This window comes from Zoogloea sp. (assembly GCF_030157465.1).
GTDB lineage: Bacteria > Pseudomonadota > Gammaproteobacteria > Burkholderiales > Rhodocyclaceae > Zoogloea.
This window is the reverse complement of record NZ_JAOAUU010000051.1, coordinates 1-20,197: the sequence shown is the minus strand read 5'-3', so window position 1 is coordinate 20,197 and position 20,197 is coordinate 1. Positions and strand designations below refer to the sequence as shown.

At 59.6% G+C, this 20,197-nt stretch carries 19 protein-coding genes and 1 pseudogene; 5 read left to right on the top strand and 15 right to left on the bottom strand.

The genetic code is table 11. From position 1 onward, the window contains the following. Together Q1W26_RS05530 and umuD are read right to left on the bottom strand one after the other, a co-directional pair. On the bottom strand, window positions 1-875 hold an 875-nt coding region (locus Q1W26_RS05530; protein WP_300436936.1), incomplete at its 3' end, for a Y-family DNA polymerase. Between the two features lie 10 nt (window positions 876-885). After that, window positions 886-1,356: a translesion error-prone DNA polymerase V autoproteolytic subunit gene (gene umuD / locus Q1W26_RS05525; RefSeq protein ID WP_300436934.1), complete on the bottom strand. Its 471-nt coding sequence runs from the start codon at window positions 1,354-1,356 to the stop codon at window positions 886-888. Window positions 1,357-1,444: 88 nt separating this feature from the next. Here umuD and Q1W26_RS05520 point away from each other — a divergent pair, with 88 nt between their 5' ends. After that, window positions 1,445-2,092 (top strand): SOS response-associated peptidase family protein, encoded by a 648-nt coding sequence (locus Q1W26_RS05520; RefSeq protein WP_366143641.1) that lies wholly within the window; start codon window positions 1,445-1,447, stop codon window positions 2,090-2,092. A gap of 39 nt (window positions 2,093-2,131) precedes the next feature. On the opposite strand, the gene Q1W26_RS05515 is transcribed toward Q1W26_RS05520, so the two are convergent. Continuing rightward, the gene (locus Q1W26_RS05515) at window positions 2,132-2,374 is read right to left on the bottom strand and encodes a helix-turn-helix transcriptional regulator (protein WP_300436928.1); all 243 of its coding nucleotides are present in this window, start codon (window positions 2,372-2,374) and stop codon (window positions 2,132-2,134) included. A 201-nt stretch (window positions 2,375-2,575) separates the two neighbouring features. Between Q1W26_RS05515 and Q1W26_RS05510 the strand changes: the two genes are divergently transcribed. Next, window positions 2,576-2,968, top strand: coding sequence for a hypothetical protein (locus Q1W26_RS05510; RefSeq protein ID WP_300436926.1), 393 nt, complete (start codon window positions 2,576-2,578; stop codon window positions 2,966-2,968). Between the two features lie 43 nt (window positions 2,969-3,011). Here the strand turns inward: Q1W26_RS05510 and Q1W26_RS05505 are convergent, their stop codons facing one another. After that, window positions 3,012-3,203 carry a hypothetical protein gene (locus Q1W26_RS05505; protein ID WP_300436924.1) on the bottom strand — a complete coding sequence of 64 codons (192 nt, stop codon included), beginning with the start codon at window positions 3,201-3,203 and terminating at the stop codon, window positions 3,012-3,014. Window positions 3,204-3,341: 138 nt separating this feature from the next. Between Q1W26_RS05505 and Q1W26_RS05500 the strand changes: the two genes are divergently transcribed. Together Q1W26_RS05500 and Q1W26_RS05495 are read left to right on the top strand one after the other, a co-directional pair. After that, window positions 3,342-3,530: a hypothetical protein gene (locus Q1W26_RS05500; RefSeq protein ID WP_300436921.1), complete on the top strand. Its 189-nt coding sequence runs from the start codon at window positions 3,342-3,344 to the stop codon at window positions 3,528-3,530. Window positions 3,531-3,608: 78 nt separating this feature from the next. Then, a pseudogene (locus tag Q1W26_RS05495) lies at window positions 3,609-3,910 on the top strand (IS1380 family transposase); the annotation flags it as partial. 447 nt (window positions 3,911-4,357) lie between these two features. On the opposite strand, the gene Q1W26_RS05490 reads toward Q1W26_RS05495, so the two are convergent. Next, a complete protein-coding gene (locus Q1W26_RS05490) occupies window positions 4,358-5,410 on the bottom strand; it encodes a ParB/RepB/Spo0J family partition protein (RefSeq protein WP_300436919.1) in 1,053 nt (350 codons plus the stop codon). Next, window positions 5,410-6,486 (bottom strand): ParA family protein, encoded by a 1,077-nt coding sequence (locus Q1W26_RS05485; protein WP_300436917.1) that lies wholly within the window; start codon window positions 6,484-6,486, stop codon window positions 5,410-5,412. The genes Q1W26_RS05490 and Q1W26_RS05485 overlap by 1 nt, the downstream gene beginning before the upstream one ends. A gap of 1,550 nt (window positions 6,487-8,036) precedes the next feature. Between Q1W26_RS05485 and trfA the strand changes: the two genes are divergently transcribed. Further along, entirely contained in the window at window positions 8,037-8,999 is a 963-nt protein-coding gene (trfA, locus tag Q1W26_RS05480) for a plasmid replication initiator TrfA (RefSeq protein WP_300436914.1), read from the top strand. 89 nt (window positions 9,000-9,088) lie between these two features. Here the strand turns inward: trfA and cas6 are convergent, their stop codons facing one another. From cas6 to cas10, 9 genes are all read right to left on the bottom strand, one after another. After that, on the bottom strand, window positions 9,089-10,021 hold the full coding sequence (cas6, locus tag Q1W26_RS05475; protein WP_300436911.1) for a CRISPR system precrRNA processing endoribonuclease RAMP protein Cas6: 933 nt from the start codon (window positions 10,019-10,021) through the stop codon (window positions 9,089-9,091). A 19-nt stretch (window positions 10,022-10,040) separates the two neighbouring features. After that, window positions 10,041-11,207, bottom strand: a complete 1,167-nt coding sequence (csx2, locus tag Q1W26_RS05470; protein WP_300436908.1) for a TIGR02221 family CRISPR-associated protein — start codon at window positions 11,205-11,207, stop codon at window positions 10,041-10,043. Between the two features lie 91 nt (window positions 11,208-11,298). Beyond that, window positions 11,299-13,440, bottom strand: a complete 2,142-nt coding sequence (locus tag Q1W26_RS05465; RefSeq protein ID WP_300436905.1) for a hypothetical protein — start codon at window positions 13,438-13,440, stop codon at window positions 11,299-11,301. After that, on the bottom strand, window positions 13,437-14,027 hold the full coding sequence (locus Q1W26_RS05460) for an NUDIX domain-containing protein (RefSeq protein WP_300436903.1): 591 nt from the start codon (window positions 14,025-14,027) through the stop codon (window positions 13,437-13,439). The genes Q1W26_RS05465 and Q1W26_RS05460 overlap by 4 nt, the downstream gene beginning before the upstream one ends. A gap of 20 nt (window positions 14,028-14,047) precedes the next feature. Continuing rightward, complete coding sequence (gene cmr6 / locus Q1W26_RS05455; RefSeq protein WP_300436900.1) at window positions 14,048-15,220, bottom strand: type III-B CRISPR module RAMP protein Cmr6; 1,173 nt, start codon at window positions 15,218-15,220, stop codon at window positions 14,048-14,050. A gap of 10 nt (window positions 15,221-15,230) precedes the next feature. Next, complete coding sequence (gene cmr5, locus Q1W26_RS05450; protein WP_300436898.1) at window positions 15,231-15,626, bottom strand: type III-B CRISPR module-associated protein Cmr5; 396 nt, start codon at window positions 15,624-15,626, stop codon at window positions 15,231-15,233. A gap of 10 nt (window positions 15,627-15,636) precedes the next feature. Continuing rightward, window positions 15,637-16,545, bottom strand: coding sequence for a type III-B CRISPR module RAMP protein Cmr4 (cmr4, locus tag Q1W26_RS05445; RefSeq protein WP_300436894.1), 909 nt, complete (start codon window positions 16,543-16,545; stop codon window positions 15,637-15,639). A gap of 37 nt (window positions 16,546-16,582) precedes the next feature. After that, window positions 16,583-17,701: a type III-B CRISPR module-associated protein Cmr3 gene (locus Q1W26_RS05440; protein WP_300436892.1), complete on the bottom strand. Its 1,119-nt coding sequence runs from the start codon at window positions 17,699-17,701 to the stop codon at window positions 16,583-16,585. Next, complete coding sequence (cas10, locus tag Q1W26_RS05435; RefSeq protein WP_300436889.1) at window positions 17,698-20,121, bottom strand: type III-B CRISPR-associated protein Cas10/Cmr2; 2,424 nt, start codon at window positions 20,119-20,121, stop codon at window positions 17,698-17,700. Before cas10 ends, Q1W26_RS05440 begins: the two co-directional genes overlap by 4 nt. Between the last annotated feature and the right edge of the window lie 76 nt (window positions 20,122-20,197).

Below are 20,197 nucleotides of genomic sequence, written 5' to 3'. Positions count from 1 at the left end.
GCACCGGCCAGGCAGCCTTGCCGGCGCAGCTTTTCCGCGGCACTGGCCATATAGCTCGCCACGACTTCCTCAAGATCGGCACGCTCTGTGAGGAGCCGGCTGAAACTCCGGCTCGACATGATCTGCTGCTTATCCGGGGCAACCTCTTCCAGTTCCAGGCAGGACAAGCCACGCAGTTCCCGGATCGTCCGCTCCAATACCACCGAGAAACGCCTGCGGCTCAGGTCCGCATCGGCGGTCCTGAGCTGTTCCACCGTGTGGATACCCATCTCCTCCAAACGTCGGGCGATCTTCCGACCCACTCCCCACACTTCACCCACCTCGATGGTGGAGAAAAGCTGAGCGAGGGCCGTCTCTGACGTCGTAGTGAAGTCACACACCCCATCGATACCCGCCAGATTCTTCTTGGCACAGTGGTTGGCCAGTTTGGAAAGCGTCTTCGTGGGGCCAATTCCCACGCACACCGCAAGTCCGAGCCAGTCCGCCACGCGCTGCCGGATGCGCTGACCGTAAGCGGCAAGGTCCCGCTCAACGCCTGCAAAGCCGTCGAGCCGCAGGAAACTCTCATCGATGCTGTAGACCTCAACGTTCGGCGAGAAACCGGACAGCACCTGCACCACCCGGTTGCTGATGTCGGCGTAAAGGGCGTAGTTCGACGAGTAGGCCACCACACCGCGACGTTCAGCCTCCTCCCGGATCTGGAACCAGGGCGCTCCCATCGGAATTCCGAGCGCCTTGGCCTCCGCCGAGCGGGCCACCACGCAACCATCGTTGTTCGACAGGACAACAAGCGGTGTTGCCCTTAGGGTTGGATCGAACAGCTTCTCGCACGAAGCGTAAAAGTTGTTGCAATCCACCAGCGCGAAGATGGGCATCGCTCTCCAATCAGACCGGCATTCGCTTGAACTTGCCGACCACCACGCCCCAGATCACGCAGTCCATCTCTTGGGTGACGATGAGCGGCCGGTACTTCGGGTTCTCCGCTTCGAGCGCCATCCGACCTCCACGACGGTAGAGGCGCTTCACCAGGCGCAGCCCATCCACGAAGGCCACGACGATGTGCCCATGCCGGGGGCGCACGCTCTTGTCCACCACCAGGATGTCGCCGTCGAAGATCTCGGCGCCCTCCATCGAATCTCCCTGGACCGGGAAGAAAAACGTACTGACCGGGTTGCGGACCAGGTACTCGTTGATGTCGAGGCGTGACTCTTCGTAGTCTGCGGCGGGCGAAGGAAAGCCCGCGGAGATCTTGATCGAATCCACCGGCAACGCCTGTCGAGGCGCACCGGGCAAGGGAACGAAGATGCCACGGGTGTTGATGAGATCGGGCGTGGTGAGCGTATGAAACTTTGGCATGAGAGCAACACAAGACGGATACTGTAATTTTATACAGCATCCAGACCAATGCAAGCGACCTCGTCACGTCGCCGCAGCCTCGCAGATAATGGAGACGTTGATCCCTGCGTCCACAACCATGTGTGCCAACTATCGTCCCTCGTCTCGGGAAACGCTTGCGGCGCTTCCCTTGCCACCCCCCGACTTCGCGTATGAAGAAGCCTATCCAGGGTCGGTAGTGCCCATCGTCACCAACTTTGCCCCACGGCTCTGGGTGCCCGCCGCCTTTGGCCTGATCCCGAGCTGGGCGAAGGATACGAAGATCGTGCGCTCGACCTACAACGCACGGGCGGAGACCGTCGGGGAGAAACCCTCGTTTCGGTCAGCCTGGCAGCATGGGCAACTGTGCATCATCCCGGCAGAGGTGCTGTACGAGCCTTGCTACGAGACGGGGAAAGCTGTGCGCTGGGCGATCCGTCGCGCAGACGGAAAGCCGATGGGAATCGCTGGGCTGTGGGAACGGAAGCTAGATGAGACCGGTGAGCCCACTTGGTCGATGACCATGCTCACGATCAACGCCGATTACCATCCGTTGATGCGGCGCTTTCACAAGCCTGAGGACGAGAAACGCACTGTGGTGATCCTGCCGGATGATGCGTGGGGAGACTGGCTACGGACCAAGTCGGAGAACACAGCAAGAGCGCTACTGCGGGGCTTCGATGTAAGCGGGTTTGTGACGGAGGCTGCGCCACGCTGAGTAGTACGAGAAGGTAATTTTGAATGAACTGTTGACGAACTAAGGCAGCAACAGAATGTGAACATTGACCTGCAAGGCATTTGCGAGACGCTCGATGTTGTCGAGGGAAATGTTCCGCGCGTGACGTTCAACGTGTGCGACGAAGGTGCGGTGGAGGCCTGCCTCCAGCGCTAGATCCTCCTGAGACCAACCTTTTTCCTTGCGCAGCCGAACAATATTCGTAGCAAGAAGTTCTCGCGCTGACGGGGGCCTTGAACGTAATGACGCTTCGCTGAGAGACATACCCTCAGTCTCTCGGAGCCGAGCTTTTACGTCAGCCGCGTTTAAGTCACAATACAGACTTTTCCTTAACTCCAGCTCTCGCTGTATGTCTAGGATTAAAGCTGCGCACCAACACGAAACTATTGGGTGACAGGCTCCCCGTAACTTCTGAAAGTCTCGAACCACATGTTTATCACTGACGTAACTGCTCACCATCCCTTCATGTCTAAACTTGCCGGCAATGGTAAGGATGCGTGGAGAGTGGTGACGCTTTCCATGCCAAAAGAATGGTTTTACATAAGCTATTCCGTCACAACGCCAAGCGGGGAGCATACTGAAACAGCGCTCATCACCCATCCCGCTGGCGAACTAATCTCAGTTCTTGAGGGTGAGAGTGAAGGTGTGTCAGTCGCAGGTGTCCAGCTCGTAAGTCCACCATATTTGAACCGCTCCAAGCGTTGGAAGATGGAACCACTGGTGCGGGTCTGGATGAAGCCGTCTGATCCGTTGGCTAGTGTTTATGAGGTCGAAGGCGGGAGACGATATTGCACTGCCTATGGGAAGTGGGATATCTCCGAGTATGAGTTCTGTCGGGAATTTCCTCTTACCTGTTAATCCTTCCTGAATCTGTGATTCACCCCGTCCAATCCCATTACTGTCACGGGTTTTCGACGTCTCTTACCTCACCCGGTGGGTTAGGTCGGCGGGTCTTTGAGGTAATGGTGGCCTTGCCCATGTCACCGCCGCCATGCCCGACTTTCGAATCAAGTGCTTGTCCTACAACCTGACGGCGAATGCCGGATTGTTGCTGGTGGGGCAATACCTCAAGCGCATTGCGCAGATCACTCATGGCACTGGACGACGTTAACGAGCGCTACATGGCACGCGCCAAGCCCACCCTGACGCACGTGTCCACCGGCCATCTAGCCCTGCACTTAGATGTCTTCACTCTCGACAACAGCGACACGAAGAAGAAAGGGGGTCCAACATGGGCTTCGACGGCTATGCGCCGATTGCCGGCTATCTGGCCGAAGAAAACAACTGCCTCGGGCTGGAACTCAGCTTCGGCCTGCGAGATGCCGCCTGCTGCAGCTCTTTGTGCGCACCGACTCTGGTTTCGATTGCGCCTCTCTTCGTGGCCTTGGCCGCGGCCTGCGCGGGGGAGCCTGTGGATTGACTGATCAAATGGAGCCCGCTCCGTTTCAAGGTGGACGCGCTTCACCAGCGTCTCGACGCGGACCCCGCCTAGCGCGACGGCCAGATCCTGCTGATGCCCGAGCTCGTGGTCGAAGGCTGGCTCACCAGCCTCGAGGCGCCCCTCGCCCAGATTGTCGCGCTGTACTAGGTGCACGGCACCCATGAGCAGTTTCATCCGAGTTAAAGATCGATCTCGACCTGGAGCGCCTGCCTTCGGGCAAATTCACCACCAACGATCTGGTGCTGTCCTTGGCCGTGCTAGCCGTCAATATTCTTCGCATCATGGGCCAGGCGAAACTGATCGAGCCTGACAGCCCGGTTCCTCATCCCGCCAAGCGGCGGCGTCTGCGTACAGTGATGTAGGAGATCATCGCGCATGCCCGGCGTCGTTCCCTGGGCCCGGTTCAGTGCTGTGCCATCTTCAACGTGTTAGAGCGTCACAACCAGACTCTGCTCCAGTACTTCGGCTGAGGCACCCTGCCACGTGTGTTTATACGTTGCCGCCAGACAGGCAAGCGCGAATTCGGCTGTGCAAATGCGCTTCCATTTTGTCTGGCGGTGCTTTCTCATGTGAAATACGGACTCGAATTTCAATTCGCCGGCATTTCGCTACGCTCTGCGGACAGACAGGCGCCAAAGTAGTGATCACGGATTCACACTTAACTTTAGGCGCCTAAATTCTCTACGACGGAGACGTCCAAGAGCACGAAGGCATGAAATCGCTTGCAAGCCGAAAACCGCCTCATTTGAATTTCAGTGGGGGGTAGTTTAGGCGCCTAAACTACCCCCCACTCGGTACTACATGCATCACTTCAGCTTTTTGTTTTCCCCTAGGTCTATCTGCGGTGGCTCGATGGCTACGGTAGAAAGAAGTCGTTCAAGGGCTGCTGCGAACTCTTCTTTTTGTTCCGGAAGGACCGAGATGTTGAGTTCGAAGAGCTCTCCTTTTTGCTTGTACATGCCATTACTGTAGCGAATCTGCTTGGTGGTACGCGTCACAGTTTTGCTGCTTGAAGGACCTATGAGTAGTTGGACCTGGTTGATTAGCCACCCTTGGGTGTGATCCTCGTTGGCGAATTTCAGCGCCAGATTCACGGCCTTTCGTACGCCGCATCTCGCTGCAAGCTTTTGGATCTGGTATGCGACTGTTGCTGAAAATTTTCCGGGATATTCTTTTACGATTTCGAGAACATCGGCTGGAAGTTTTGCAAAAGATCGATAGAAGCTCATCTGCGATGGGCTTACTTGGGCTTTGTTGGCTATCGAAGTTGCTGTTTCACCTGCGCTGATGAGCTTTTCGTAGAACATGGCACGATCGAAATCGCAGTGCTGCTGACGTTCTTCGTTTTGCTGGTAGCCAAACCAGGCGGACTCCTCAAGACTCAGGTTTTCATGGATCTCCGCCAAGAGTTGTTGCAGGACCTTGTGCATCCTGCACGCTTGTACCCGAGTCCATCCGTCACAGATGATGTAGCGACCACTTTGATCGGGGTTAGGAATCACATGAATTGGGTCGTGCTGTCCTTGTGTTCTCAAGGCTTCTGACCTGGAGAGGATCATCTCAGCGGTGTAGACCTCTCTGGGAGCCAGTGGATTCGCATCGATCAAGGCGACATCGATCATCAGCAGCTTTTTCCCCTGAACGTAACTTGCCTGGAGAGACGGTTGCTTTTCTTCGGTGAGAACTGGCGCAGCGACGAGGACTTCATCTTGCCCCTGATCGTTAAGCATTTCTTCTAAAGATTTTCCTGGTCCGCTGGGTGGCTTGGTCATCACCATGCCAGGACTCGATCTCATGCGTTCTGCACGCAACTGCGCATTAAATTCTTCGTCCGACATTCCCTTGTTTGTCTTGGCCATTAGACCACTCCCATCTTTTGCAGCAACTCAGAGGACACCTTGTGCAGCTGTTCGGCGGCGCTTCCTGACGGACGTGCCAGTACGAGTGGTGGCTGCTCCTCATCCTCTGACAAGGTTTTCGGAAACTCTTCGCTTCGATGAACCATGATGTTCAACAGCGCCCCGGGGTACTCGGTGGACAACTTGCTTACCTGACCATAGACACGCAGTCGATTCGGCAAATGGAAGTTGCCGATCATTACCATCTCTGGGCTGCGCCCGACATCGTCCCGCATGTCCTGCAAAACGGAAGCTAGGTACGAGACTGCCTTGGTCGAATATCGCTCGAGGGAAACAGGCGCCACGACATAGTCCGATGCCAGCAAGGCTCCGCGAGTCATCCGATTTTTGGCTGGAGCTGCATCGAAAAGAATGACGTCGTAGGAAGAGAGATCGAAATCGGGATTTTTACCCGACAAGCCCTCTGCGATCAGCGCAGCAATTTTGAGATCGCTCTTTTTCCCTTCCAGGGCGTCATAGGTGAGGATGGTGTCGAGTCTGTCAAGTGTTAGATCGGAAGGAATCAGATGAGGGCCAGAAGGCCCGAACGGCATCTTGATCACGTCTCGCAAGGGCATTCTCCCCCCAGGCCAGCCTGGCACAAGATGTCCAAAATGGTATTTGATGACGCGATCTTCTGGGATATCCAGTTCTGTTGCTTCTTCGTCGGTGACTTCCGAGTCATAGCCAAAGGAGAGTGTCAGATTTGCCTGGAAATCGAGGTCTATGACCAAGGTTCGCAAGCCCATCAGGGCAAACACGCAGGCCATGTTGGCCGTCAAGGTGGTCTTGCCCACTCCCCCCTTGGGCGCATATACGGTGGCGATGCCGCGCTGCTTGACCTTCAGCTTTGACTTGTTGGCGTGTCTCCATGCTGCGATGTCGAAGATGTTGTCGATTGTAAACTGGCGTGTTTTGGGACCATTTGCTTGCCGTGCGACATCTATTCCTGATTCGTCCACATACCGGCGAACAGAATCTACTGTGGTTTCCAACAGTTTTGCAGCTGCTTGGACTTTGTAAATAGTCTGAATCATCGTTTTTTAGATTCTTATCAGAAATTTGATACGTAATAGCTTACAGCACGATTTTCCTAACTGCATGGATTTATCAGCTTTGTTATAAAAAATCCTAGCAGAGTGTTTTTTGATAAAGGATTTGCGTGTTGCTCTACGGTGAGAGCGGCCGGGCCACGCGCTGGTGGTCTAAAACAGTGAGTTGGTGTGCGACATAGTGGGAAGTTAGGACGTGCATCAAGGTGGCTGCGTGGGAGCTGTACGGTGATCGAGTCGGCACTTGCACAGCAGGTGTGGATAGCAGAGCGATTGCCTAGGTTCAGGGAGCGCCAAGCCTGCGTCATCGTGCGCAACCATGCGGCCCATCTTCTGCTGATCGAACGCGCCCGAGATCAGCCGCCTGCTAGGTGGGGCGTCAGGCTGGCGGCGCATCGAGATCCAACCCTCTGCGCTCACTGAAGCGGCTGACATATACATCCCGCTCTTGAACAACTTGCCCGAACAGATTCGCCTGCGCGGGTATCACCGAAATGCTGAGCTTTTCCCATCCTCTACCGGTTGTCTCATTCTACTCAAGAGGTAGACCCGTCACAAAAATCGGAGGCGCTTGAAAGCGGAAGCTCGATGGTCGTCCTATCAGTGATAGGACGCTGCTTTTTTGAAGGGATGGTCGAGGGCATTTTGTGTGGTTTTTCCAGCCAAGGATCACTCTAAAAACGAGGTTTTTGATGGTTGTAAGATGACAAATCTGGACTTTGAAAGCTCGGTTTTTGGGTGACAGTATCTGCGTTTTCTTTACGAAATGTTCGTCTTAACGGTGATACTTTCTTGTATAACTGTTTGAAAAACATGGTTTTATTCACTCCCAGTTCTTTCAGGCAGAAATTTGACCTTGGAGTTTCTGACCATGCAGAGAACAGGCTGCTAGCTTTGATTCAGGAGAAAAACGTCGTTTATCGGGTGAACAAGGGGTGGTCTTCGAAAGAACTTCGCGAGCCATTTTTGCCAAACACTTTTGTGACGTGTAATCACCGAAACGACGAGCTTTTTGGTGGCCTTGGCGTGTTCAAAGCACGTCTTAGCAGTGATAACTGGCATCTGGATCCGTCCTTTGAGATCAACCGTGGGTCCTTTTTGTCGAAAGTCTTTGCTTGACGGACGGCTTCGATCAAAAGAGGTGGGTCGTCTTAAGGGTGATGTTCTTTCTTTTTTATAAAGTATTAAAAATGATTACCTGCTTGTGGATAACTCTTGAATCCCTTGTCTGGCACGGGTTTCCGCAAGATGGACGTTCACTGAATCAACGATGTTTCTTCACTCAAAAAACTAGGTTTGTTCACTCTACAGACGACCTTGGTCACCGAACCGACGACCTTAATCACTCAAAGTACGTTGTTCCAATCACCCAAAGAACGACCTTTGGCACGTTCTTTGGGTGATTGGGCTCTACGGGGACGGGTGGTTTGAAGGCAAGAGTGTCACTCATACAACGTTGTTTGCCTCTCAAAAGACGAGCTTCACGTGCTTGCGTGAGAGTTAAAATCGCTTGTGTTTTCAACGAGGCCCCCTCCATGGCGCAGTCTAAAAAGAGCCTAAGCTCAGTATTAGCCACTGATGCAGTGGCTGCCCTGGACAGGGAGCTTCTACCGGTTTCGGAGATGCTCCTGCGTGTCGAAAAGCTTCGCACATTTGCCCGAAGCAGGTCTGAGGTCGACAACGTCTCAAGGGTGATAGCAGACGTGGTCCAACTGCCCTTGTGGGAGGAGAGGGTTCGTGGTCTGCCTAACACGCTGGCTCGTTCCGCGCTCTTCACTTCAGCCAACCGAAGCATGGAGCGAGAGAACTTCAAGCGTGAAAAGATCGCATCCCTTCGTGGGGTTGAGATCTTGTACACCGGTGAAGAGCTTCGTGTGGATGATGGCGATGTTTTTCTTCAGATCACTCACCTGGCCCGGCAGCTGCCTTTAGGTGAAATCGTCGAATTTTCAGGTTACGGTTTGCTCAAAGAACTGGGCTGGACGACGTCGAAAGGGAGCTACGAGCGCCTTCGGGACAGTATCAACAGGCTTTCATCGACGACCATCCTCATCACCGTAGATGGTCCTAACGGGCCCGGTGAAAAGGGGTTCGGGGGGTCGCTGATTCGCAAGTTCGAGTGGGACCATAACGCAAACAGAGGCACGTCCCAGCGCTGGCGAATCTGGCTTGAGCCGGAGATCGTGGCTTTGTTTGGGCGTGATGCGTACACAAAAATTGATTGGGCACAGCGTCTACAACTGCCGCCTCTTGCCAAGTGGCTCCATCAGTTTTACTTCACGCATGCAAACCCTATTGGCTACAAGGTGGAAACCATAAAGAATCTTTGCGGCTCGCGGATAGCGGTGCTGGCGAAGTACAGGTACAAGCTTCGGGAGGCCTTGGAACTGTTGATCAAGGTGGGATTTCTTCTTTCCTACGAAATTGATGCACGCACCGATGTGCTCAACGTGGTGAGGGCGCCGAGGCGTATTCCTCAGGTCGTTCAGGCGTCGTAGTTCCAAGCCAACAACGTTGTATCGGTGATAGGAACTCTGCGGGTAACGCCCCTTTCGCCTAGGCCCTGACACGTCAGACCAAGTGCCGGTCAGTTCGAGACCGGCACGGAAACGCGATAACCGCCCAGGCCAAAGACGGCCTCCTTGCCGACGTGGGTGGTCTGGCCAAACTGCAGAAAAGGCCAGATGCGCGACAAATCCCCGTTGAGTGTCCATTCGCCGACGAGGCCGCCGAGGGACATGGTCTGTTGCTGGCGACTGGAGCGTCGTGACCAGTCCCGCCAAGACAGGTTGCGCGTTTCCGTAAGCGCTTCGGCGTCCTTGGCCAGTGCGGCGAAATCGAAACCCGGTGCCCCGTGGCCGTGGAATTCAGCGAGCAGGCTGATGCGCCGGGCCAGCGCAAGGATCAGCCTGCGTGCGTTCACACGCTCCGCGCCAAGTGCATGGCCGTTAGCCTGAAGACGCAGCGGGGTGTGGAAGTGGAGGGTGGTAGTCGTCGGCGGGTTGCAAGGAGGGACGGATTCAAGTTGTGGTGCTTGAATGGTGCGGTCAGAGGCATCGAAGACGCGATGCTCGCAGGTTGCACATCCTTGAGTCACGCGCAGCAGTTGGGCGCGCCCGTCACTTGGACCGATACCCTGTGCGAGCGCGCGCTGCCAGGCGAGAACGATCAGTGGTGCCTGCTCAATGGCGCGGCCCAGAAGCACCATGTTGAATTCAAGCGTTTCGCCAGGCTGCCATTCTCGGGCGCCCCACGCGGGGGGCTCGATTACGTAGGGGCGTGGTACTTCGGAGAACTTCTGCAGGCTGTGTCCTTCGGCGGGTGGTGCGCTCTCGAACACCACTGCGTAGGGACATGTGCGCAGAAGTGGACAGCCCGTGCAGGTGGGGACGTGGGTCATGCAGGCAATGCGCCGGAGTGCGCCGCCAAATGCGCCGCGCAAGGTGGAGCCAGCGTAGTCGGGAAGGCGCAGCGGAGTGTCGACGACGGCGTGAAGGCGGAGGCGGGCGTGGGGGAGCATGGGGCGAAAAGGGTCGGACTCAGCGAAATAGGGATTTGCGTAGATCCTGCAGTTTTTGCAGTAGGGTTTTTTCGTCAGCGAGGAGGCGCGCGGTTTCGTCGTTACGACTGCGCACCCCGTGAGCCATCGCGTTGCGCAGGTAAGCCAGCGATTTGACATCGGGTTTGTCGGAGCGCAGCGAATCAAGTTCGGTCTTGCGGGTCTCGAAATCGCTGGCATTGCCTCCAGAGCGGGCGAGGCTATGGGTAACGGCGCCCTCAAGCATGAATGAGGCGCTGCGCAGGTAATCGCGGCGTTCGAGATAGGCGTCGGCAAGGTCGCGCTCGTAGTCTTCCCGGCTATTGCCTTTGAACCATTTCAGGCGTTTTTGCAGGGCGGGGCGAAACAGACGACCCAGTGGCCCGTCGTGAGTGCTGACCGAATCGAAAACACTGCTGAGGGCTTCGCGTGCCTTGACCGGATTGCCTGTGCGCTCGAAGAAGGCGGCGCGGGTAAGCAGCGCACTGCGTCCGCGATCCATGCCGTCAGCGGCGAGCAGCGGTGCGAAGCCGCCGTAGTCGCCATCCTTTTCGTAACTGGCGAGGGCGTCGACCCAGTCGAGCATGTCGAGCAGGCCGGTGAGCCGCAGGACTGGCGTTTCTCCGTCCTGTAGCGTCATGTCGAGGGCTCCATAGTAGATGTCGCGGACCTGAACGTGCCTGACGTGCTTCAAGTAGCGCGCTGCCACCAAGGCCAGCATCGGCAGATGACGGAAGGCATGGGTCACATCAAGTACTACCTCTTCCCCGTCAGTGAGGGCGTCGGCCACCGTAGAGAGCACTTCGACCTGTTCCGCCTTGTCGCGGGCAAAGGGGATCAGGTGACACTCCACCCGCAGGCCAAGCTTTTCCGAAAGCCTTCGGGCTGGTAGTTCCAGCATGTCTTCGGTCACCGTGCCGGTGTGGGCTGCGTCGATCAGTTGCGCCAGCGCTTCATCGTCGGGATCGGTTTCACTTTCTACAAAAAACACGTCCCACATGCTGCCCGCAGTGCCGAGCAGGATCAGTCGGTCCGGGTGCAGATAGTCACTGAGGGCCAGGCCGAAATACGGTACTTCGCGCATGAAACCTGAATCGAAACGGTAGCGGGCCTGGCGGTAGCCAGCCGTATTGATGCTTTTGCCGAGAAAGCTGATGAGGGTAGTCATGGATTACTCGTCTGTTTCATGGGGGAGAGCGCTGGCATCTTCAGTGGTGTGTTCATGGCAGTCTGGGTGAGGCTCACAGGAAGGCCGAACTCTAGCGAAGTGGCTGCGCCGCTCCTGTACCGGCAAGCTTGCCGGCCAAGAGCGCGCCAAGAATCTGGCGATCGGCTGCCTTGAGCAAGGTTTCCCGCGCCCCGGCGGACAGGAATGCGTGGGTGAAGCCTTGTTTTATGAGGGCAAGAGCTTCCCACAGGCTGATCGGGTTTGCGCTCAGGCGCGCGGCGGCGAGGTATTCGTCGGCAAGGGTGGTTCGTGAAATACCGGGATTGTCGGTGCACAGCGTGAAAGGCAGGCCTGCGTCGAGGAACTGGCGCAGTGGATACGCGGGGAGTCCGGTGGTCTCCGAAGCCTGTGCCGGATCTCGGAAGCCGACCACTTCGAGGTTCGATGTGGGACACAATTCGAGGCAGATGCCGCGGTCCCTGAAGCGCATTGCGAGGGACGGATTGTCGGCGAGGCTCAGCCCATGCCCGATGCGGTCAGCGTGCAGGTGGTAGGCTGCCTGCCAGATGTTGTCGGCGGACTCGCCTTCGCCCGCGTGGATGGTGATCGGCATGCATTCCCGAAACGCCGGAATGAAATACGGCGCCAGCGCCTGCGGGCTGTGGGTTCCTTCGTCACCGGCAAGGTCGAGTCCAAGCACGAAGTCAGGCGCGCGCTTGCGGGCCGCGACGGCACATTCGATCGTGGCCTGCATCTGTTCGGGGTAACGCCGATCCAGTATCCAGATGAAGCCGAAACGCGGGCTCAGGGCATCCACGGGGTTATTGGCACCTGCCGCCTGCAGCGCCTGCTGCAGCGCACACACAAAGCTGCCGGGATCGTCCGGCCAGTATTTGTGCGGACTGCCGCGCAGTTCGGTGTAGAGCAGTCCCTCAGCCCTGGACTGTGCGACCAGCGCTGCCGCATAAGGGGCCAGTGCGGAAGGGTGGCCGAGCACCGCGGAGCCCGACAATTCGCCGGGGCGTTCATAGGCGGAGAAGCCGCGCCTGTGCTTGCTTTTGAGTGCGATGCGGGCTTCGCCCGGCGCATATACGTTGCTGTCGAGCTGGGCCGGGCTCGCTTCGGTCAGCAGCATGGCCGTGCACGCGGCGCGCATTCGCGGGCCTTCAGCCATCAGGGGCCGGGGCCAATCCCAGTCCCACACGGTGGTCTGGCGCAGCAGCGGGCCGACGAGATCCAGCGCTTTGCGCCGCTCGGCGGGGGAGAGCGCATCGGCGACGGCTTGGCCAACTTCAAGCTGTGCCGCGCGCGAAAGACTGCCACCAAGGTGGCGGTGCAGGTCGGCTTTGGGCAGCGCAATAAGTGCCTCACGGTGTTCCGGGGCCAGCCGGGTGTGGCGCAGTGATTCGATCTGCGCGGGCGGGAGTCGGTACAGCGAGCGCCAGTTCTCGTGGTGCTCGGTTTGGGCGATCTGGCTGAGGAAGTTACCGAGCAGTTGGCCGCTTTCGCGCTCGCGGCGCTGGATCTCGCGGCTCAAGGTCGGGCCGGCAGGGGGCAGCGGCCAGGCGCAATGGGGCGCGGCCAGCGGCAAAGGAAAGTGCGCCAGTGCGATACGTTGGCCGTCGAGCTCGATGTCGAGCAGTTCGCTGCGCTGGCCGGTTCCGGCGATGAGCGGGGTTACCCCGGCGGCCACTTCTGCCGGCAAAGCCTGGCAGAAGGTTTCGGGCGCAGCGGTGAATAGCGCCCCAGGCAGGGGTTCGGGGCCCACCACATGCAGCCAGGCGCTGGCGCCGAACACGCTGCCGGCCCACTGCAGGTCGGCGCTCATGGTCTTGCGTCCGCCGGCCAGCGACACGACCAGCTGGCCACCGTTGCCGACCCGCTCGGATGCCGCCATGACGCTGCGCAATGTGAGTTCCCGCACATGGTCGCATTCGCTCTGGGTCGCAAGCTGGTCAGTACCCGCTGCGGTCCAGATGCGTAAAGGCATCGGTGCGTCGATCAACGCCCACCAGGCGCGCAGCTTGTCGAGGCTGGCGACGGTCTTCTGTCCCTCGGTGGTGCAGATCCACAGCTCGTCCGGAGACCGAAGCGCGTGCGCGCGGCGCACTTCGTCAAGGCGCTTGCGATCCGGGTGATGGGCGTACAGGGGGAGCTTGTCCGGCGCCAGCCAGCCGAAGATTTCAGGAATGACGGCCCAGCTTGCGCCGAGGGTACACAGCAGGATGTTCATGAATTTTCAACCATAAAGCGCGCCGCAAGCCGGCTCCACAGCTCGAAGCGCGGGTCGTCCGCAATTTCGTGGGCGGGCATGAATCCCACGCCATCCAGTGCTTCGTGTGGGGGTGGGCTGGGTTCGGAGGTGGCCGTCCAGCGCGCTGCGTAAAGCACCCCAAGATGAACCCGGCCGATTGCCGAAAGATGTTCGTAGATCAGAGCACGTGGCTGCGCGACGGGTAGTGCGGCAACGGGCAGGCCCAGTTCCTCGCTCATTTCCCGGTTGAGGGCATTGAGCAGCGTTGCCTCGGCAATGGTTGCGGCATCCTCGCGTTCCACATGGCCACCGATGCCGCAGCTCATCCGTCCCTCCACGCGTGCATCGCCGCCACGTCGGCGATAGGCCCACAGATTGCCCGCAGCGTTTTGCAGCACCAGATACGGAATCGCCTGCAGCACGCTTTCATCGTGCTCAACCTCCGCGCGTGCCCGCCACTGGGGCGGATGAAAGAAGCTGAAGTCAGACACCGCCCAGCAGTTTGCTTCGGGGAGCGGCGGGGCCTGGTGGCGGGGGATGACGAGGATCGTGGACGGTGTGGGCATCGTGGAGGAAGGTTCTAGGCTCAGCTCTGCGGGCGCAACTGGGCGAGTTTCAGTTTCTTGCGTGCATCTTTCCAGTCGTCTTTTCGATCGAGCTTTTCGATCACTCGGGGAAGCCAGGCTTCGAGGGCGTCGGCAAGGGCTGCCTTCTCCTCGAGCGACCAGGTGTCGTCCTTCAGTGCATCACTGACCAGAACACCGGCACGCTGATGCAGGCCGGCGTTGAGCTTCTCCTTGGCACCAGCCTTGAATTTTTCCTCGCACGCGCTGGCGAACTCCCTGAGTGATCGGATGGCTGGCGTCAGCTTGTCGAGTTCGGCTTTGCGTGCGCGCTGTTCTGCCTTGTCGATAGAATCGGCTTGGGCACGTTGATCCAGTTCAAGGCGGCCATAGCCAACAGCCGTCTTGGCGCCAAAGCCCAGCCACTCGCCCGCGTGGGCCAGAGCGCTGGTCATCAGCGGTTTCCAGTCGGAGCGCAGTGCAGACTGCTCCACGGGGATCTGTGCTGAGTCGATCTGTATGAACAATGTCGCTTCACAGCCGGCAGCCACCGCGAGAAAGGGAATCGGGTTGGGCGACTCGTTGGCGTGTGGCGTGCCGGAACCCTGAAGGTAGCCGCTATGGTGCGGCGTCATGATCTCCACTTTCAGCAGCGACGCGTCGTTTTTGCCCGGTGCGAATAACAAATCCCAGAAGGCCAGCGCACCACGCCGGAAATTCGCTCCGGCAGCAAGTCGGTCTTCACCGGGGCCGAACAGGGTGTCGATCGTGGCCTGGTCCCAGCCTTCTCTGTCGCCCCACTCGCCCGAGGCGAGTTCTTCGGCAGCACGCCGCAGTATGCCCTTGACCCCGCTGCCGGCGAGGTAGGGCAGGCCATACGGGTTGAGAAAAGCAAAGCCGTTTTCCAGCGGGTGTTCGTTGCCGAGACCTGTGGGCAGAGGTGCGCTGAGTTTGGCCGGATAGATCAACACCGCCTCGCCGATGGCTTCGGCAGCCGCAATCTGGCGCGCGCGTAGAGCAGCAAGAGCCTTGCGGCTGTGCTCAGGGAAAGCGGAGACGATCTTGGAGAACGCCGGGGTCTTGTTGGCTGGTTTGCGCCAGCCGTCATCCCAGCCGTCGAAGTAGAGGCCAAAACGGTGACCGGGCGGGCAATCCTCGAAAGCAGTGCCAAGGTAGGTGGGCAGGGCGACAGACATCGAGGGCTCCTTACAGTGCGGCCGCGAACTGGCGAATCCAGCGCAGGATCAGCAGGGTCTCGTCCGTTGCGCGGCGGTATTCGGCCGGGCCTGCTTTCAAAAGGACTTCCATCATGGTCTGGAAACCGGGGTCCTGACCATTGCCGCCGCCACGCAGAAAAACCCAGCGCCGCAGGTGTTCGGCAAGCATCTTGTGGTGCGTTTTGTCCTTGTCCTGATAGAACGCAAGAGTCTGCATAAGACCGTTGTTCATGATGAGGGCCGGCGCGGCCTTGGCGAGGTTGCGGTACTCGTCTCCGGAGCGGGCACTGCCTTCACGTGCGCAGTCCCAGGCGAACTGCGCACGTTGCTGTTCGAGGGTCGGAGCAGAGCCTTGAGCGGGTTTCTTGATGCTGAGCGTCGTCATCGTGTTCTCCTCAAAGGGCCGTGCCGGGCAGCACGCGGGCGGCGACCAGTCCGCGCCCGGTGGTGGCATCGCCACCGACTTGCAGCAGTTTGCCGTTGACCGCGCCGACCACCTGGGCCAGCACGCCTTCCGCCGGCATGTCGCCCTTGCCGCTGCGCTCGGCGCTGGCCATCAGGCTGCCGAGCATTAGTGATTCGGGAGGCAGGTTTTCGGTGTAAAAGAGCCCGCCGTCGCTGGCTGTTCCAGTCTTGTTGTCGATGCGTACATGCGGTTCGACGACCGTGGCGTTCTTCGCAAACCAGGTGAAGTCCTCGTCGGAGAGCAGGACCAGATCGCGGGCGAGCTTGTCACGGAAGAAAGCGTGCGCTTCGCCGGTTGGCAGCGCGTTGTCGGCGAGCCATTTCGCGAATGTGGGCAGGGCGCTGTCATCCACCTGGGTGGCGAACTCGAAGGCTTCGAGATGGAGCTTGTCTCCACTCAGCAGCCCCGGGTTGGCGCTGCGGGCAGAACCCGTTTCAACCCGCACGGGCAGTGGCGGTACATTTTTGATGCCCAGTTGCGTGAGCAACCGAGCCGCACGGGCCAGGGCGTAGGGACTGGTGGCGTAGACATAACCTTCCCTGGTGCTGCGAACCGGGAAAGCGATCAGTTGCGCATCACCCACGCTGATGGCGCCGGCATACAGGTCAGTACCCCGCGATTCCGGTCCGAACAGGCGGTCGAGCAGGCCACCCTTCCAGTCGCCGAGATTGGAGAAACGATGGCGGATGGCGCCCTTGAGGCCGGAGCCGGCAAAGATCGGGTGTTCGCTGTGACGTTCTCGGGCGATGGGGTTGTCGATCAGGCCAAAGGCTTGGCCGGTGCCCATGTGGACGGGGCTTTCAGCGTAGAGAAAGAGCGCGGCGTGAGCTTGGAACATGATGGTCCTTGTCTTGATGAGGTGTCGTGGCCTGGACTTACCAGGCGGCGATTTGAACGGCGTTGAATCCTTCGGCACGGCGTGCTGGATCGGTCAGCGGCAGACCGTCCTGGAGCAGTGCAGCAAGGTCGTCAGGCTTGCCCTGGAAGTCATCCAGCCAATAGACGCTGCCGGTCGGTGCGGCGCGAAGGGCGGGCTTTGGACGCCGCAGCGCGAGGTCCCAGCCCGACAGAGTTTCTAGGCGCGGGACCGCAGCACTGGCGAGGCGTGCCGAGGACTGACCGAAATGCCAGCGCCCGGCCGGGTCTGTTCCGGGAAGTTTCCAACCGTCGGGGAAAATTCCAGGGCTGACGAGGAGCAGGCGGAATCGTCCTGCCTTGGCGAGATCCGCGAAGTTGGGGGTTGTCAGGGCCGCACTGCAGGGCGTGGTCGCGGCGGCATGGCCGTCGCCGCCGAAGCGCAGCAGCCCGGATTGCGGCAGCAACCCGTCGGCACCGGCAACCGAGACAAGGAAACCAACGTCAGGCTGCAGCGCCACCGCTTCGCTCGTATAAAGCTGTCCTTCAGCAGCGGTATGCCTGCCCGGCTCCAGCGCGATGCCCAAGCGGGAATCGGTCTTCCAGAGTTCCGCAGACTCAATCCAGTGCGCGGCGTCGAGCGCTTGGCCAGCCTGCCAGCGCGAGAAGCCTGCAGCGGTCAGCCACAGGCCGGATCTGGGTTTGGAGGGGGAGGCTTGGGCGAGAACGGGGTTTCGCGGCAGGGGATAGCTGCTGGCAAGGCACGCGTCGAGCTGCGTCGGCTGAAGCCGGGTGGCATGTCCCTGTTCGTCGACAACGACGTCGGCCGGCAGCGGAAAAAGCGCCTCGATGCTGCCATCGTCGTGCTTTCTGGCGAGGCCGAAATGGCTCACGCGGAAGTCTCCGGGCGCGGTAGCCGAGCCGAGCGATGCCGCAAATTCGGCCGAAAGACGGGCTTTTCCGCTGGCGAAGTCGGATAAGTTGACCTTCTGATCAGCCAGCATGCGACTGCGGATCGCCCCGGCAGCGACCGATGGCCAGGGCGGCATCAATGCCTCGCCGTGGCTGCCGGCATCGGCAAAAAGCTTGTTGCCGCGCAGCACAAGAACGTCTAGCGGCTTGATGAACAGATGGTTCATGGTTGCGGGTTTCCTTTGCTGCGGCTTTCACGGGCGAGGAATTCGGCCACCGCGAGCACGTCGCGCACGATGTCGGCAGGGGAAGTATCTTTCTGCTTGACGGACACGGCGAGCGCGGCAAGCTTGCCGGCGAGCGCGTCGCCGACATCTTTGCCTCCCTGCCGCTTGAGTTGGTAGCCCAGGCTGGCCGTGAGCAGAGCCTCCAGGTCTGCATCAGGCATTTGCGTCGGGAGACTGGGTAGCCAACCCTGGGTCAGGTAAGCGGCCTTGCGTGAGGTGTCGCCAGCGAAAAGGTTCTGGAGTTCCGCCAAAATCTGCATCGGGGAGTTTTCCAGGGACGTCTCGTCCATACGCCACGGCAGCACGAGTTCGGTTGCGCCACCGCTACGTTTCAAGAGTGTGATTGCGAAGGCGTCGCGTCCTCCCTTGCCCTTGGCGCGCTTTTCGGCCTTGCGCAGTTCGCGCAGTACAGCACCGAGAGGGGCCTGGTGATGTGCAATCACGGCACCGGCACTGGCGGTGGCGGTTTCGCCCATGAGCCGGATCAGGCGCCCGTCGAGTTCGGCATGACCTTTTCCGATCCGGAGTTTTCCCAGGTCGGCATGCACTGCGTCGGCAAGCTGGGTGGGCAGCGGCAGGCCGGCATAGGCGGCCCGCAACAGGGTCAGGCAGGCGAGCAGATCATCGACTGCAACCAGTGCCATCACGTCGTCGCCGCCCGCATAGATGAGCTTGCCCTTGCAACGGTTTTCGACGATTTCCTGGGCGAGTTGCAGCGAGAAGCCGTTGAGTGCCCCGGAAATTGCCATATGACGGCTGGGCGATACTGCGCGCCGGGCATCGAGATAAGCGTGATGCCCGGGGCCGGTGAAATGCTCGGTCATGCGGACGCGGATCTGCGGATGGAAAGTGTCGCGGGTCAACACGCCGATTGCCTCATCGCCTGAAATCCAGGCGCCCATCCTGTCGCCGTCGAGCAAGATCATGGCGTAGTAGGTTTCGGGTTTGTCTCCCAGTAGCGAAGCGACCTTGCGCGACGTTTCGCTCTGGGCCTCGACGTCGTCGGAGAGGTCCTTGTCCTCCAGCAGGGCGGGCAGGGCGCGGGCGAGCTGCCGCGTCTTGGGCGTGTGCTGCCACAGCTGGCGCATCAGCTTGCGCGGCAGGGCCGCTGACTCGCCGAGTGCTTCTGCTTCCTGGAGCAGGTCCTCGCCGGTACTACCAAAGCCAGCCCCGGCGTTGAGCCACCGCTCGATCGAGGTGGCAATTGCCAACGTGTGTGTGGACACAATGAAGCGCGTCACGTCGATGCCGACACTGCTCAGTTCCTTGCGCACAAACCAGCTCGGCCAGCGGCGCTTGAGCATGGCCTGTGCGCAAAGATGTTCGGATTTACGGCTGATTCCCGGGAGCGCCCTGGCGGCCAGGCTCCAGAGGGTCGGCGCATCCTTGCGCGCACCTTTCGGAATGGCGAGTTGAACGCTGTCATGGGTGAGCCATTCGGCTTCGCCGGTGAGATCACAGCGGTAGCCTTGTTCGCCGGGGCCGGGACGTTGCGGGGCCTCGCGCACCGCTTTTGCACTCGCAGCGAGCCGCTCCAGCAGGGCATGAATGGCCGGGTAGAGCACCCCGGGGTTGGGGCGATAGAAGCGCGTGCCGTCGATCTCGATGGCCTTGGAGAGTACTTTCCATGCGGGTGAGCCCAGGAAGCCCGGCAATTCGGTATTGCCAAAGAAAGGCTGACTGGCGGCGACAAGGCCGGACACATCGGGCGCATCGCCCTCGCCGGTCTTGACCAGCGGACCAAACGGCACCGCGGCCCAATGTACTTCCGGAAAGCCCTCGAGTTGCCGGGCCAGTTGCGTGTGGCAGTAAAGCTCCGGGGTGTTTGCAATCTTGGCAGCGTCGAGCAGTTCGGCCAGCATGCCGGCCGCTGTGTCGCGAACAAAACCCCGCACGGTCTCGGTGATCGCTTCGGCGAGTTCGCGGGCCTGGCTGGCGGGCACCAAGGCGACGAACTTGTTGGGCAGCGCGGCCGCAAAAAGCGGGTTAGCGTCGGTCTTGTTGTTGTCACTCGCCCAGGCGCAGTCGAGGAAGCGCTTTCGGTTCAGCTTCATCTCTTCGCGCAGCCACAGATCAACCTGAGGCACGCCGCGCAATTGCGGAAAGAGCACCGCATCCGGGCCGAGCCGTTCGCAAATGACCTTAAGCCCTTCCCAGGCCAGCCGTGACAGAAGATGCGAGCCCGCCCACAGATCCGAGGTGGTGCGCGCCTGGGCAATGAAGTCCTGCACCGGACCGAAACTCATCGTGAGCAGGGCCGGATTGGCCTCGACATCACCCGCGAAGGACGACGCGAAGGCGGCCGAGAGGTCGAGATGAGTCCAGATCGTGTGGTCTGGAATGCGCGTGTCGGCGGGCAACAATTGCCACAAATGACGTAGGGGCGCCTCGAAAAACCTCGCCCCACCCGCTGCTTGGTAAAATCCTGCCGTCCTG

Coding starts and splice junctions, on each gene's coding strand:
- Q1W26_RS05510 (WP_300436926.1), top strand. CDS start 2,576: ATGTCTAAACTTGCCGGCAATGGTAAGGATGCGTGGAGAGTGGTGACG.
- Q1W26_RS05440 (WP_300436892.1), bottom strand. CDS start 17,701: ATGAACCATCTGTTCATCAAGCCGCTAGACGTTCTTGTGCTGCGCGGC.
- Q1W26_RS05515 (WP_300436928.1), bottom strand. CDS start 2,374: ATGTCTCTCAGCGAAGCGTCATTACGTTCAAGGCCCCCGTCAGCGCGA.
- csx2 (WP_300436908.1), bottom strand. CDS start 11,207: ATGACTACCCTCATCAGCTTTCTCGGCAAAAGCATCAATACGGCTGGC.
- Q1W26_RS05500 (WP_300436921.1), top strand. CDS start 3,342: ATGGGCTTCGACGGCTATGCGCCGATTGCCGGCTATCTGGCCGAAGAA.
- cas6 (WP_300436911.1), bottom strand. CDS start 10,021: ATGCTCCCCCACGCCCGCCTCCGCCTTCACGCCGTCGTCGACACTCCG.
- umuD (WP_300436934.1), bottom strand. CDS start 1,356: ATGCCAAAGTTTCATACGCTCACCACGCCCGATCTCATCAACACCCGT.
- Q1W26_RS05490 (WP_300436919.1), bottom strand. CDS start 5,410: ATGGCCAAGACAAACAAGGGAATGTCGGACGAAGAATTTAATGCGCAG.
- Q1W26_RS05505 (WP_300436924.1), bottom strand. CDS start 3,203: ATGAGTGATCTGCGCAATGCGCTTGAGGTATTGCCCCACCAGCAACAA.
- trfA (WP_300436914.1), top strand. CDS start 8,037: ATGGCGCAGTCTAAAAAGAGCCTAAGCTCAGTATTAGCCACTGATGCA.
- cmr6 (WP_300436900.1), bottom strand. CDS start 15,220: ATGTCTGTCGCCCTGCCCACCTACCTTGGCACTGCTTTCGAGGATTGC.
- Q1W26_RS05460 (WP_300436903.1), bottom strand. CDS start 14,027: ATGCCCACACCGTCCACGATCCTCGTCATCCCCCGCCACCAGGCCCCG.
- Q1W26_RS05520 (WP_366143641.1), top strand. CDS start 1,445: ATGGAGACGTTGATCCCTGCGTCCACAACCATGTGTGCCAACTATCGT.
- Q1W26_RS05485 (WP_300436917.1), bottom strand. CDS start 6,486: ATGATTCAGACTATTTACAAAGTCCAAGCAGCTGCAAAACTGTTGGAA.
- cmr4 (WP_300436894.1), bottom strand. CDS start 16,545: ATGTTCCAAGCTCACGCCGCGCTCTTTCTCTACGCTGAAAGCCCCGTC.
- cmr5 (WP_300436898.1), bottom strand. CDS start 15,626: ATGACGACGCTCAGCATCAAGAAACCCGCTCAAGGCTCTGCTCCGACC.
- Q1W26_RS05465 (WP_300436905.1), bottom strand. CDS start 13,440: ATGAACATCCTGCTGTGTACCCTCGGCGCAAGCTGGGCCGTCATTCCT.